At 59.8% G+C, this 13,011-nt stretch carries 12 protein-coding genes; 6 read left to right on the top strand and 6 right to left on the bottom strand.

The genetic code is table 11. The annotated features are described in order from the left end of the window. The first annotated feature begins 33 nt into the window (after window positions 1–33). Window positions 34–228 (top strand): hypothetical protein, encoded by a 195-nt coding sequence (locus tag RT657_RS10310; protein WP_313654301.1) that lies wholly within the window; start codon window positions 34–36, stop codon window positions 226–228. On the opposite strand, the gene RT657_RS10305 is transcribed toward RT657_RS10310, so the two are convergent. Next, window positions 225–2,828: an EAL domain-containing protein gene (locus tag RT657_RS10305; protein ID WP_313654300.1), complete on the bottom strand. Its 2,604-nt coding sequence runs from the start codon at window positions 2,826–2,828 to the stop codon at window positions 225–227. The two genes, RT657_RS10310 and RT657_RS10305, sit on opposite strands and share 4 nt — an antisense overlap. Window positions 2,829–3,038: 210 nt before the next feature. Here RT657_RS10305 and RT657_RS10300 point away from each other — a divergent pair, with 210 nt between their 5' ends. The 3 genes from RT657_RS10300 (at window position 3,039) to RT657_RS10290 (ending at window position 4,360) form a co-directional block, all read left to right on the top strand. Further along, on the top strand, window positions 3,039–3,689 hold the full coding sequence (locus RT657_RS10300; protein WP_313654298.1) for a type II CAAX endopeptidase family protein: 651 nt from the start codon (window positions 3,039–3,041) through the stop codon (window positions 3,687–3,689). A gap of 171 nt (window positions 3,690–3,860) precedes the next feature. Then, window positions 3,861–4,031, top strand: coding sequence for a hypothetical protein (locus tag RT657_RS10295; RefSeq protein ID WP_313654297.1), 171 nt, complete (start codon window positions 3,861–3,863; stop codon window positions 4,029–4,031). A gap of 98 nt (window positions 4,032–4,129) precedes the next feature. Further along, window positions 4,130–4,360: a hypothetical protein gene (locus RT657_RS10290; protein ID WP_313654296.1), complete on the top strand. Its 231-nt coding sequence runs from the start codon at window positions 4,130–4,132 to the stop codon at window positions 4,358–4,360. A 313-nt stretch (window positions 4,361–4,673) separates the two neighbouring features. Here the strand turns inward: RT657_RS10290 and RT657_RS10285 are convergent, their stop codons facing one another. The 5 genes from RT657_RS10285 to RT657_RS10265 all read right to left on the bottom strand — a co-directional run bounded on the left by RT657_RS10285 (window position 4,674) and on the right by RT657_RS10265 (window position 10,152). Continuing rightward, the gene (locus RT657_RS10285; RefSeq protein WP_313654295.1) at window positions 4,674–5,102 is read right to left on the bottom strand and encodes an OsmC family protein; all 429 of its coding nucleotides are present in this window, start codon (window positions 5,100–5,102) and stop codon (window positions 4,674–4,676) included. A 58-nt stretch (window positions 5,103–5,160) separates the two neighbouring features. Next, entirely contained in the window at window positions 5,161–6,348 is a 1,188-nt protein-coding gene (gene lldD / locus RT657_RS10280) for an FMN-dependent L-lactate dehydrogenase LldD (RefSeq protein ID WP_313654292.1), read from the bottom strand. After that, window positions 6,348–7,118 (bottom strand): transcriptional regulator LldR, encoded by a 771-nt coding sequence (lldR, locus tag RT657_RS10275; protein ID WP_313654289.1) that lies wholly within the window; start codon window positions 7,116–7,118, stop codon window positions 6,348–6,350. The genes lldD and lldR overlap by 1 nt, the downstream gene beginning before the upstream one ends. Further along, window positions 7,115–8,770 carry an L-lactate permease gene (gene lldP / locus RT657_RS10270; protein ID WP_313654287.1) on the bottom strand — a complete coding sequence of 552 codons (1,656 nt, stop codon included), beginning with the start codon at window positions 8,768–8,770 and terminating at the stop codon, window positions 7,115–7,117. Before lldP ends, lldR begins: the two co-directional genes overlap by 4 nt. Before the next feature lie 212 nt (window positions 8,771–8,982). Beyond that, the gene (locus tag RT657_RS10265) at window positions 8,983–10,152 is read right to left on the bottom strand and encodes a cyanate transporter (RefSeq protein WP_313654286.1); all 1,170 of its coding nucleotides are present in this window, start codon (window positions 10,150–10,152) and stop codon (window positions 8,983–8,985) included. A gap of 87 nt (window positions 10,153–10,239) precedes the next feature. Between RT657_RS10265 and RT657_RS10260 the strand changes: the two genes are divergently transcribed. Together RT657_RS10260 and RT657_RS10255 are read left to right on the top strand one after the other, a co-directional pair. After that, window positions 10,240–11,100 (top strand): LysR family transcriptional regulator, encoded by an 861-nt coding sequence (locus RT657_RS10260; protein WP_313654285.1) that lies wholly within the window; start codon window positions 10,240–10,242, stop codon window positions 11,098–11,100. A 90-nt stretch (window positions 11,101–11,190) separates the two neighbouring features. Then, a complete protein-coding gene (locus RT657_RS10255; RefSeq protein ID WP_313654283.1) occupies window positions 11,191–12,576 on the top strand; it encodes an amidohydrolase in 1,386 nt (461 codons plus the stop codon). Window positions 12,577–13,011 lie beyond the last annotated feature (435 nt).

Below are 13,011 nucleotides of genomic sequence, written 5' to 3'. Positions count from 1 at the left end.
GCCCGCCGGCCAGAAGCCCGGAAAGGTAAAGTTATGACCTCCCGTATCAAACCTTATGACCTCCACCACAATTTTTTAAGATTAATCGCACGTTGCGCCAAAAAAAAAGCGCATGGCGGAGCCAGACTATTTAAGAATAGTCTTAGCCATAAGGAGGACATGATGGAACTGGTTATTTTTATTGTCTGCGCAATGCTGATGACTGCCGTCGCGGTCAAGGTCCGTTAAACGGTTTCAGCCTGATTCTGTGCCGTTCTTTCCAGAAGCGTACTGAATGCCGCCAGCGGCATTGGCCGACCGAGGAAGTAGCCTTGCCCCTCTTCACACGAAAGCTGTTTTAGCTGATTCAGCTGCGCTTCTGTCTCAATGCCCTCTGCGGTGATCGTCAGGGCAAACGCGCGTGCCAGCGCAATAATCCCTGCCACCACCGACTGCGCCTGTTGCGACTCCGGGAAATCTTTCATCCAGGAGCGGTCAATTTTAAGACCATTAAACGGAAACGTCTTCAGATAGCCCAGCGCCGCATAGCCCGTTCCAAAATCATCGACCGTCAGTCTCACCCCCAGTGAGCGTAATCCCTGCATCACTTCCAGCGCATGCTGCGGATGCTCAAAGGTGACGTTCTCCGTGATCTCCAGCTCCAGTCGGGTCGCCGGCAGACCACTTTTTGCCAGCGCATTTGCGACCCGCTGAACCAGATCGCTGGTGCGGAACTCCATCGGTGAAATATTGACGGAAACGTAGCGATCGCTGCCCCATCCCAGCGCGTCTTCACAGGCGCGCATCAGCACCCAGTCGCTGATGCTGGCAATCAGCCCACTCTCTTCCGCCAGCGGAATAAAGTGATCAGGCGTGATCCACTCATCAGGCGCAATCTGCCAGCGAATCAACGCTTCGGCACCGGCCAGTTGTCCAGAGATCAACTGGTAACGGGGCTGATAGTGCAGGCGAAATTCATTGTTTTTCATGGCTTTTTCAATTCTTCGCGCCATCTCGCGTTTATCTTCCCGCTGGCTGGCCATCTCATTGTCATACCAGACCCACTGATTACGCCCCGCTTCACGCGCCTCGTTCAGTGCGATATCAGCCATGCGCAGCAGTACTTCGGCATGGGTGGCATCCTGCGGAACGCGGGCGATCCCCATACTGATAGTGAGATAGTGAACATGCTGACCCGAGCTGATCGGCTGCTGAATCTCATGCACCAGATTTGCGCACCGCTGGTCAACCCGCTCACGAGTTGTTTCACGCAGCACCAGCACAAACTCATCGCCACTCAACCGCGCGACCAGCTCCTGCGGACCGATACAGCGCCTGAGACGCTGCGCCACCTGACTCAGAACTTCGTCCCCCGTAGCATGGCCCCAGGTTTCGTTGATCGGCCTGAACTGATCGAGATCGAGCGTGATCAGCGTCAGCGGTATGATGCCCTCGGGCTGCTCCAGGTGCAGCGCCAGAAACTCCTGCAGCTGGATGCGGTTCGACAGGCCGGTTAAGGCATCGTGACGCGACAGAAACTGAATGCGCGCCTCCGCTTCCATACCCTGAGTGATGTCCGATACCGTGCCGCGAAAGCCGATGCGTTGCCTGTCATGCCAGATCGTTTTCGCGACCATCTGGCCAATACGTCGTTGACCCTGCGCAGACATAAACTGGCAGCGCAGCGGCATCGTCTGCCCATCCTGCTCCTGACGTCGCAGCCAGGCGACCAGCGAATGGCTCGGATGCGTCAGCAGCTGATCGATGTGACGCCCCAGCCAGTGTGCGATGTCGTGCCCGGTTACGGTGTGGAAGCGTGCCGAGAGATAGATCAGGCGGCCCTCTTCATCCGTTTCCCAGATCCAGTCTGATGCCGCTTCCGCGAGGTCGCGAAAGCGCGCTTCACTGTTGGCCAGCTCCTGCTGACTGATCGCCAGCAGCGCAAAGCGCCGGTCAGAGAGGATGGCATTGGAGAGCGCGTGACGGCTGACGCGCCGGGTAATGATGCCGATAATGAGCGCCATCAGTGCCAGCAGCGGCAGCAGAAACCAGATCAGGCCAAAGCCCGGCATTTTTGGCGTCCAGCGCAGCACAATCGACTCACCGTCTGGCCGCGTCAGCACCATACGGGGTTCACGCAGCGCATCCTCTTCACTGACCGGCAAACGCAGGTTGCGCACATCCAGCGTCGCCCCCAGCGCCTGAAGTTTTTCCGGCGTGAACAGATTCACAAATACCATCACGGATGGCGGTCCCGCTACTGACGGCACATTGGCCAGCTTGCCACTGCCGATAGGAGCGGCGACCACGATGGCGGGCGTGTGATTGACCAGCACATCCCGTGTAATTGCCTTGTTGCTGAGCGGACGGCTGGCGGCAATCAGCGACTGCGCCTCTTTACCCAGCCAGGCCTCCAGCGGCGTCTCTGAGAGTCTGCCATCGATCACCGTATAAGTGGTGCGGCCCTGACCGTCGACCACAAACACGCCTTCGTAGTGATACTCCTGGTAAAGGCCGGGGCCAAAGTTCTCTTCATCATACGCCCAGACTTTATTGACCCTGACATGAAGATTGCGCCAGGCTTCGCCCCAGAACGCATAGTCCCGGATGTCGGTGATCATCGCCTCCTGCCGGTTTTTCCACGCCTGCTGCGTCAGCAACCGATCGTGATCCACCGAGATACTGTTCTGCCGCTGCGCAATCATCAACACCATCAGCATTGAGAGCACCAGCACGCCAAACAGCAGCAGCGAAAGCGTGCGCAGGCTGCGCCGCGTAAAGCGGACAGTACGATCTTCGGCGGCATGGCTGAATGGCGCTGACGGCGGCGCCGGAGGAGTAAAAGTCATCAAAAGTGCTCACTACACAAACAGGGTTCAAAACAGGCGGCTGGCAGGACAACAGGGCTGCTGCTGCAATAAGTTCTCTCAGTTATCGGCTGGTCAGGTCGGGTGTTTAGTCCACGGTCAAAATTTAGCGCTTTAAGATTGTTACGGGCTGACTCGACAGCGATCGGGGGCGTTGCTACTATGCGCTAACCTTCGCTGGCTGAGTCGCCTATGAACACCAATTCCGACAGAGTGACCCTGACGCTGTTTTACGTCGGCAGCTTTGTGGTCTATTACCTGGTTACCATGCTGATCACGCTGTTTCCTAATTACAGCGTGCTGCGTAATGACGGCCTGCTGGTGCCGGTGCTCTGCCTGTTTGAATTTGCTGTTATCTATCCCCTCTACCGCTTCTACTGCCAGCGCCGTACCGATTTGCCACTGGGTGAACTCTGCACACTGCAAACGTTGCTGTTTACGGGCGCGCTGTTGGTTCTGATGGCGGCCCAGATGCAGTTCATGCAGCCGGAAGGATGGCTGGTGATGCAGGCGCAACAGGGGCGTAATTCACTGCTTATTCTGCTGCTGACTGCCGTGCTACTGGCGCCAGTGTTTGAAGAGGTCCTGTTCCGCGGCTTCCTGTTGCAGGGCTTTCTGCTGTGGGCTCCCCGCAGCCGCTTCGCCTGTATGCTCCTGACCTCGCTGCTGTTTGCCGTTATGCATACCCAGTATGTGCACTGGCAGACGCTGCTTGCCCTGACACTTTTTTCGCTGCTGCTCTGCTACGCCCGGTTGCGAAGTAACAGCCTGGCACTGCCTATCTTCCTGCATACGCTGAACAACCTGATCGCGCTGCTGCCTGCCTGGTATTTTGCCGGTTAACCTCTGACGTCTTCGCTTCTGACGCACCTGAATCCAGCCGCTGTTACCCTGCCAGGCGGGCGACCGCCCACGCTGTTCATGCTGTCCCGTCACGTTTGTCTATACTGGATGATAAAAAAGGATAAAAAGCGCCACAGTCCGGACCACCAGACCGTGTAAAGGAGAGGAACTATGTTAATAGGATTTGTGTTGTTAGTGAGCGCATGCGGTTACGATGCCTGTGATGCGCTGCCCGTCTCGGAGCGCATTTATCCGACCAGGATTGACTGCGAAACGATGGCGAACCGTATTCATAAAGTCAGACCAAATGTGGTCCTGCTCTGTGGTGAGGTTCATCGCTGATTCAGGACCAGCGTCAATAAAGCGGACGGCAACATTGCAAGCTGACGCTTTAGCGTACAAAATATAAGCTGTTGCGAACCACTACCGTTGTGAATCCCATGAAAACATCACGCCCCCGTCGTCCTGGTGGACGCTGGGTTTATTATCTTTTATATGATGGCATTCTGTGGCCCTGCCCCGTCCGATGGGAGTGGGAGAGCAGCTATGGCGGCTGGTTACCCTTTTACTACACGCCAACCTTTGAGTTTGTGGTGGGCGACCCGCGCAAGGCGCACCGGATTGCACGCAGCGATGTGCGCACCCGACGACGTGAAGATGCCTGGGTATGAACCTGCTATCCCCACGGCAGCCATGAAGCCGTAAGCAGAAAGTGAACGGCTTCCAGCACGATAATCCGCATCAGTAGCCGTCCCAGCGTTTGCCGGCCCATGCCCTTCATGGTTTCAGCTCCAAATGATGGCCGCCCGGCACAGTCGTCGCGATGCCCAACAGGCACCCCTTTTCCCCTGGTTATCCGCCATGCGGTTTTCCCTCTGCCAGAACGCAAAGATGCGCCCGAAGGCGCATCTGTTCCGGTTCCCGACAGAACCAGTGATTCAGTCAATGCCGCCCGGGCCGCCCTGAGGCGACCCGCAGCCCCCGTCAGTTATTCAGGGTGTAATCCAGCGTAATTTCCGCGTTCAGCAACTGAGACACCGGGCAGCCCGCTTTGGCCTTATTGATAATCTCGTCGAAGGTGGACTCATCGATACCTGGCAGAGAGACGGTACTGGTCAGTGCCACTTTGGTGATGGCAAAGCCGTCGCCTTTCTTGTCCAGTGACACGTCAGCCGTGGTGTCGATGCTCTGCGGCGTATGGCCTTCATTACCCAGCATCAGCGACAGGGCCATTGAGAAGCAGGCCGCATGGGCTGCACCAATCAGCTCTTCCGGGTTGGTGCCTTTGCCACCCTCGAAACGGGTGTTGAAACCATAGGGTTGCTGACTCAGTACACCGCTCTCGGTGCTGACCGTGCCTTTACCTTTGATGTCACCTTCCCAGTGCGCCGAGCCTTTCTTATGAATGGTCATGTCATTCCTCCTGTTGGTTAAGAAACTAAGTATAGACAATACATTCACTTTCGCAGACTCAGCTCACGGCGCGCGGACGTGAGGACGCAAGCTGCGGGCTGAGTAACGCCTCCGCCTGCACCAGCGATTCGCGGGTGATCTCGCCGATTGATTTTGCGCCAGTGAGCGTCATGGCGACGCGCATCTCTTTCTCAATCAGGTTCAGCAGATTTTCCACCCCGCGCTGGCCGTGGGTCGCCAGCGCATAGATAAAGGCCCGCCCCAGCAGCACGCTGTCCGCACCCAGCGCGATCATCCGCACCACATCAAGCCCGCTGCGGATGCCGCTGTCAGCCAGAATCGTGATGTCACCTTTGACGGCGTCGGCAATCGCCGGCAGCGCACGCGCCGAGGAGAGCACCCCATCCAGCTGGCGTCCGCCATGATTCGAAACCACAATGCCATCGGCGCCAAAACGCACCGCGTCCCGCGCATCTTCCGGGTCGAGAATGCCCTTGATCACCATCGGCCCTTCCCAGAACTCACGTATCCACTCGAGATCGCGCCACGAGATAGAGGGATCAAAGTTGTTTGCCAGCCAGCCGATATAATCTTCCAGCCCGGTTGGCTTGCCCAGATAAGTGGAGATATTCCCCAGATCGTGAGGACGTCCCTGCAGCCCGACATCCAGCGCCCACTGCGGATGCGTTACCGCCTGCCAGTAGCGCCGCAGCGCCGCATGCTGGCCGCTCATCCCGGAGTGCGCATCGCGGTAACGTGCGCCCGGCGTCGGCATATCGACGGTAAACACCAGCGTCGTACAGCCGGCGGCTTTGGCGCGCTCCAGCGCATTACGCATGAAACCGCGGTCACGCAGTACATAGAGCTGAAACCACATTGGCCGCGAGATCTGCGGAGCCACCTCTTCGATCGGGCAGACCGACACCGTTGACAGGGTAAAGGGAATGCCTTTGCGATCGGCCGCACGCGCCGCCTGGACTTCACCCCGGCGGGCATACATGCCGCACAGACCGACCGGCGCCAGCGCGACCGGCATCGACAGCGTTTCGTTGAAGAGTCTGGTTTCCAGACTCAGCGCCGACATGTTCTTCAGAATACGCTGGCGCAGTGCCACATCAGAAAGGTCCTCTACGTTGCGACGCAGCGTGTGCTCAGCATAGGCGCCACCATCCAGATAGTGAAACAGGAACGGTGGCAGAATGCGTTGCGCGGCAGCGCGATAGTCACTGGCAGCGGAAATAATCATCAGTCAGATTCCTCTGGGGTACGTGTATCGTTATCGGGCAGGCGGGTGATGCGCGCCTGCCGCGCTTCATCTTCATGCAGATTTTTCAGTGTGGCGTGGACAAATCCCAGATGCTGCATCGCCGCCTGGCGGGCCGCTTCCGCATCGCCCGCGAGGATTGCTTCGAGCAGTGCCTGGTGCTGTTCCGTCAGGCGGGCAAAAATCGCAGGCTGGGTATACATGCGCTGACGGCTCTGCATCACCGACGACTGCAGCAGTTCAAAAAAACCCCGCATGGTCTGCAGCAGCACCACGTTGTGCGACGCCTCGGCAATCGCCAGATGGAAGCGGACGTCCGCCTGCGCCGCGAGATCGGGATCGTCACTCTCTTTCAGCTTCAGGGTGGCATCAAACGCGTATTGCAGCTTCTCTTTATCAGCATCGGTGGCGCGCAGTGCCGCATGCCAGGCGGTACTGGCCTCGATGGCATGGCGCGCCTCCAGAATGTCATAGCGGTAGTCGGGATCGTCATGCAGCAGCTGACGAATCGGTTCAACGATGCGCTGTTCCGACCAGGGCGCCAGCTGCTGACGAATCCAGGTGCCGCCGCCGCGGCGGCTGACCAGCATCCCGCTGCTGATCAGCTGCTGTATCGCTTCCCGGAGCGAGGAGCGCGCCACGCCCAGCTCGGCAGAGAGCTGTCGCTCGGCGGGCAGGCGCATGCCCGGCTCAAGCTGATGTTCGGTAATATAAGCGCGCAGGCGCTTTACCAGGGTCTCAACACCGGTCATGGGATCATCCAGGGGAAGAGATATGCCTGCAGCGTGGTAATCACCCCGACCATGCAGGTGAAAATCAGACTGTGTTTCACGGTGAAGCGGAACAGATCCGACTCTTTACCCACCAGCCCGACCGCCGCACAGGCGATGGCGATGGATTGTGGCGAGATCATCTTGCCGGTCACGCCACCGGTGGTGTTGGCGGCCACCAGCAACACATCGTGAACCCCTATCTGCTGGGCGGTGGTGGCCTGCAGCGCGGCGAACAGCGCATTCGATGACGTGTCAGATCCGGTCAGGAAGACCCCCAGCCAGCCCAGGAACGGTGAAAAGAAGGTAAAAGCGTGCCCGGTATGCGCCAGCGCCAGTGCCAGCGTAGCTGACAGGCCGGAGTAGTTAGAGATAAACGCAAAAGCCAGCACCATGCCAATTGAGTAAACGGGCAGCGCCAGCTCTTTCAGCGTCTCCCCGAAGGTCTGCAGGGCCGCCCTGGGCTTCATGCGCAGGAAGATTATCGCGATGATCGCCGCAATCAGGATGGCGGTGCCGGTGGCAGAAACCAAATCCAGTTTAAAGATCGCCGGATAGGGGGTGGCGCTGCCGACGACCGGCGGCATTCGCGCCACCAGCTCATTCAGCATGGGCACCGGCACGGCCAGCACCCAGTCATAGAGCGCACCGCCTTTGGCGAACAGCGCCTTAAAGGGCGGAATGCTCCAGAGCGTTACGGTGGCGGTCAGAAACAGGAACGGCATCCAGGCGCGAATCACCTCTCCTGGCCGGTACGTTTTCACGGACTGCAGTGACGCGTCCGGCTTCGCCTCTGCGTCTGAGAAGCGGAAAATGCGCACCGGCTTCCAGACCCGCAGGAACAGCGTCAGCGAAATCAGTGAGGCAAGCGACGAGATAATGTCGGGCAGTTCCGGGCCGAGGAAGTTAGAGCTGAGGAACTGGGCAATAGCGAAGGAGCCTCCGGCGACCATGACCGCAGGCCAGGTCTCTTTAACGCCGCGCCAGCCATCCATAATCGCCATAATCCAGAACAGCACAATCAGGGTCAGCAGCGGCAACTGCCGTCCGGCCATCTGGCCGATGGCAAAACTGTCCAGTCCGGTAACCTGTCCTGCCACAATAATCGGGATACCCATCGCGCCAAAGGCGACCGGCGCGGTGTTCACAATCAGGCAGAGACCGGCGGCGTAAAGCGGGTTAAAACCGAGCCCGACCAGCAGCGCGGCGGTAATCGCCACCGGCGCACCAAAGCCTGCGGCCCCTTCCAGAAAGGCACCAAATGAGAAGCCGACAATCAGCATCTGCAGACGCTGATCGGGGGTAATTGACAGGATGGAGGCGCGGATAATATCGAACTGGCCGGTTTTAACTGAGATCTTATAGACGAAGACCGCCGCGACAATGATCCAGGCAATCGGCCACAGCCCATACAGAAAGCCATACACTACGGCGGCCAGCGCCTGTGCCGCAGGCATCTGATAGAGGAAGAGCGCCACCAGCAGCGCCAGCACCACAGTGGCGGTGGCGGCCAGATAGCCTTTCATTTTAAGCTTAATCAGCGCAAAGAAGAAAAAGAGGATCGGGATCAGCGCGATCAGGCTTGAGAGCCAGATATTACCCAGCGGATCGTAGTTTTGTTGCCAGATCTGCATGCCATTATCTCCAGAGGAAGAGAGGTGACGTGGAACGCAGCAGCAGACGCTGCATGCCCTGCTCCCGACGGATTGGTCAGACCAAAGCGACATCGCCGGGACCTATGGCATCAGATAGTTAATGTATTGTTAACTCTTAGCAACAGAAGTTGCGCCTATTTTCCGGTTGTGTGAACCAGGAAAAAATATCATCGGGATTGGTCCGACCAAAATCAGCGATTCACCTCCGGAAAGGCGGGCTGATAGCTGCGCGGATGGAATCGCAGATTCAGCGCAATCAGCAACAGCGTCACCGCCGCCTGCAGCAGCCAGATGCTGGAGAAGGTGCCGGTGAGCGCATGAAGCTGCCCGGCGATAAAGGGCATGCTGCCCGCAATAATAAACCCGACACCCTGCATGAATGCCACCAGCCGCGCGCCGGCCTGCGGCTGTTCCAGATGGTCCAGCGCCAGCACCAGCGCCAGCGGAAACGCGCCGCCCAATCCGAAGCCAGCCACACCCGCCCAAAGCCAGGGCGCGAGCTGCGGTGCAAATAGGAAGCCCAGCATCCCGCCGAACTGCATCGCCAGCGTCAGCAGCAGCAGCGGACGGCGATCGTGCCCTCTTGCCAGCAGCGGCAGCAGCAACGCGCCGCTGACCTGACAGCCGATCATCATGCCGAGCAGGGTTCCGCCCGCCTGGGCGCTCCAGCCGAGCTGATGGTAAAAATCGGGTAGCCAGGCCACGCAGATGGCATAGCCGCCATTGACCAGACCAAAGCTCAACGCCAGCGTCCAGGCCCGGGTTTTACGCCACAGCGCTGGCAGCGCTATTTTCTCTGCCCGGGCCACCGGTGCAGAGGGGACAAACAGCCAGAGCAGGATCGCCAGCATCACCGGCACCGCCCAGCTGCTCAGCGCGCCCTGCCAGCCAAGCTGGCTATTCAGCCACGGCGAGAGGGCGGCACCTATACCGCCGCCGCCCATCAGCGCGGCCGCCCAGAGTCCGGTGACTCCGGCGCTGCGACGGCCAAAACGCTGGCGAATCAATCCCGGCATCGCCATCTGCACGATGCCAATGCCCGCCCCGCCCGGCACGGTACTCAGCACCAGCCCATATCCATCGCTGAGAAATCCGCGACTCACCAGCGCCAGCAACAGCAGCCCTAACCCGGCGGTCAGCAGTTTACGCACGCTGAAGCGCTGCATCAGCGGCGCACTGACCAGCGCCATCACGCCCATCATCATCATCGGCAGCGCGGGCAGCAGCGAGGCCGCCATGGGGGACAGGCCGATGCTCTGCCGCAGCTGTTCCAGCAGCGGACTGACCGAGGTCATCAGCGGTCGCATATTCAGGCCAGCCAGAACCAGCGCCGCCAGTAGCAAATTATTCTCTCTGTTCATCTGAAATCCACACCGTTTAACGTTGCCAGACTGACAGCAGTCGCTACTATCTGGAAATGAAATATTACTCTGCCAGGTAGTGGGAAAATGAATCGTCAGCCTATGTTTACGCCACAGCAGCTGCTCAGCTTTGTGGCGGTGTGTGAAACGGCCAGTTTTACCCGTGCGGCCGACCGGGTCCATCTCTCGCAATCCACCGTCAGCCAGCAGGTGCGACGACTGGAGGAGATGGTCGGTAAAGCCCTGCTGGTGCGCTCCTCGCATCAGGTGCAACTGACCGAAGAGGGCGAGAAGCTGCTGGGCTACGCCCGCCGGATTATTGCCCTGAACGGAGAGGCGCATGACGTGCTGAGTGACCAGTGGCGCGACGGTGTCCTGCGCCTGGGCGTGCCGGAAGATTTCGCCGCGCCGACCGCTGACCTGCTGGCGAACTTCAGTCGCGCCCATCCGCAACTGCGGCTGGATGTCATGAGCGGAATGAATGTGGAACTGCGCCGCGCCTGGCAGCGGGAAGAGCTGGACATCATGCTGATCAAGCAGCCCTATGGTGAGCGGCCGCTGGCGTCGCGTCCCGAGCCGCTGCTGTGGCTCGACAGCGCAGCCTGGCCCTGCTTTGAGCAGACCCCGGTGCCGCTGGTGCTGTTTCCTCAACAGGGGCTGTACCGCGATGAGGTCTGTCAGACACTTGATACCCTGGGACGCAGCTGGCGCATTGGCTACAGCAGTGCCAGTCTGGCTGCGCTGGCCGCGGCCAGTGCGCAGGGGCTGGGCCTGACCTTACTCCCCGCCAGCTGTCGTCTGCCACAGCATCGGGTGTTGGGGAGTGAACAGGGACTGCCGGTGATCGATACCTTCGAACTGGCCCTCTTCTGCCGTCAACCCCGGGATCCGCTGCAGCGCGAACTGGCAGCGTCGCTGGTGGCGTTCGGGCAGCTGCGCTGGCAGTGAAAGATTGAATAGCCGTCAGTGAAAAATAGCGCAGCAGAGTTAATCCGCTTTTGTCAGATTAAAACCTTATTCACTCTGCAGGAGCCTCTGATGCCAATCACCTCTTCACGCAGTCGCCGCGATTTTATTGGACAAAGCGTTCGCTGGACCGCCGCTGGCGGCATGCTGGCAGCCGGTCTCGGCCAGGCCAGCGCCGCCACCGCCCCGTTGCCCGTTACCCCCCCGGATCGGCCCGCCGCCCTGCCCCACCAGGATCACTATCTGCTGTGCAACGTGCGACTGGAGGAGGGCTTTATCCGCGAGGATAATGAGGTTGTGGCGACCCGGACCGGGCTTTACGACATCAGCGTGCGCAACGGCAAAATTGACCAGCTGACAGCCGCAGGCCAGGGGGATCGTTCGCTGTCCGCCTGGGATGCGCAGAATGCGCTGCTGCTGCCGGCAACCCGGGATATGCACATCCATCTGGATAAGACCTTCTATGGCGGTCCGTGGCAGGCGCCGCGTCCGCGTCAGGGAAAAACCATTATGGATATGATCGCACGCGAACAGGTGCTGATCCCGCAACTGCTGCCCCATTCCCAGGCGCGCGCCGAAGCCCTGATTGCCCTGCTGCACGCGAAAGGTACCACCCGCGCCCGCAGCCACTGCAACATCGACCCGGTCAGCGGCCTGCAGAGCCTGGAACATCTGCAGGCGGCCCTGGCCCGACATCCCGATTTTCCCTGCGAGATCGTGGCGTTTCCGCAGCATGGACTGCTGCACTCGCAGGTCGATGGGCTGATGTGCGAGGCGATGCAACATGGCGTCGGGTATGTCGGCGGGCTGGACCCGACTCACGTCGACGGCGCGATGGAGAAGTCGCTGGATGCGATGTTTCAGATTGCGCTCGACTACCAGCGCGGCGTCGACATCCATCTGCATGAAACATCTCCGGCGGGCGTGGCGGCGATTCACTACATGATTGATACCGTGGCGAAGAATCCGCAGTTGAAAGGCAGGGTCACGCTGAGTCATGGTTTTGCCCTGGCGACCCTGGAGGGGGCTGCGCTGGATAAGATGATTGAGGGGCTGGCGGAGCAGCAGTTCAGCGTCGCCTCAACGCTGCCCATCGGCAAACTCACGATGCCGATTCCGCAGCTGCAGGCGGCCGGGATCAAGGTGATGACCGGCACCGACAGCGTGATCGACCACTGGTCACCATTTGGCACTGGCAGCATGCTGGAAAAAGCGAATCTCTATGCGCAGCTCTATCGCGGATCGGATGAGTTTTCGCTGTCGCGGGCGCTGGCCATCGCAACCGACGACAGGCTGCCGCTGTCAGCGCAGGGAGAACGGCAGTGGCCTGCGCCGGGTGATGAGGCAAGCATGATGCTGGTTTCCGCAAGCTGTTCAGCCGAAGCCGTGGCGCGCATTTCGCCGGTCGTCGCGACCTTCTCGCGCGGTAAGCCGGTATTTGCGCTGACCCCGGCCTGATACGCCGCAAACGGCTGCCCTGCGTAAAACAGAGGGGCCACCGGTTCCGCAGCGGCAATCTCACTGCAAGCTCCCGCCCCATCCACCAACCGCCACTGTACGTAACGCGAAGGGAGCTACCACCGGTTCCACAACGGCAATCTCACACCAATCTCCGGCCCTGCCGCCAACAGCCACTGTGCGTAATGCGAAGGGAGCCTGCACCTGAAGCAAAGCATCGCGGGCCAGGGAGGGCCCGCGCTGAGCCCGCCACGGATGGCGCGGTTGCGTCTTTGCGTAAGGTGCAGGCTCCCTGAGCCGTCACCTGTCTCACAGCGGCAATCACGCCCTTTGCTCCGGCCCTGCCAACAACGGCCACTGCACGTAACACGAGGCGAGCCACCACCGGTTCCACAACGGCAATCTCACACCAATCTCCGGCCCTGCCGCCAACAG

Origin of the sequence: Pantoea sp. (assembly GCF_032114055.1) — a bacterium.
Taxonomy (GTDB): Bacteria; Pseudomonadota; Gammaproteobacteria; order Enterobacterales; family Enterobacteriaceae; genus Pantoea.
The sequence above is the reverse complement of the archived record's forward strand: the minus strand, read 5'-3'. Positions and strand labels throughout refer to the sequence as shown.

Coding starts and splice junctions, on each gene's coding strand:
- lldD (WP_313654292.1), bottom strand. CDS start 6,348: ATGATTATTTCCGCTGCCAGTGACTATCGCGCTGCCGCGCAACGCATT.
- lldP (WP_313654287.1), bottom strand. CDS start 8,770: ATGCAGATCTGGCAACAAAACTACGATCCGCTGGGTAATATCTGGCTC.
- RT657_RS10305 (WP_313654300.1), bottom strand. CDS start 2,828: ATGACTTTTACTCCTCCGGCGCCGCCGTCAGCGCCATTCAGCCATGCC.
- RT657_RS10285 (WP_313654295.1), bottom strand. CDS start 5,102: ATGACCATTCATAAGAAAGGCTCGGCGCACTGGGAAGGTGACATCAAA.
- RT657_RS10290 (WP_313654296.1), top strand. CDS start 4,130: ATGAAAACATCACGCCCCCGTCGTCCTGGTGGACGCTGGGTTTATTAT.
- RT657_RS10310 (WP_313654301.1), top strand. CDS start 34: ATGACCTCCCGTATCAAACCTTATGACCTCCACCACAATTTTTTAAGA.
- RT657_RS10255 (WP_313654283.1), top strand. CDS start 11,191: ATGCCAATCACCTCTTCACGCAGTCGCCGCGATTTTATTGGACAAAGC.
- RT657_RS10265 (WP_313654286.1), bottom strand. CDS start 10,152: ATGAACAGAGAGAATAATTTGCTACTGGCGGCGCTGGTTCTGGCTGGC.
- RT657_RS10260 (WP_313654285.1), top strand. CDS start 10,240: ATGAATCGTCAGCCTATGTTTACGCCACAGCAGCTGCTCAGCTTTGTG.
- RT657_RS10300 (WP_313654298.1), top strand. CDS start 3,039: ATGAACACCAATTCCGACAGAGTGACCCTGACGCTGTTTTACGTCGGC.
- lldR (WP_313654289.1), bottom strand. CDS start 7,118: ATGACCGGTGTTGAGACCCTGGTAAAGCGCCTGCGCGCTTATATTACC.
- RT657_RS10295 (WP_313654297.1), top strand. CDS start 3,861: ATGTTAATAGGATTTGTGTTGTTAGTGAGCGCATGCGGTTACGATGCC.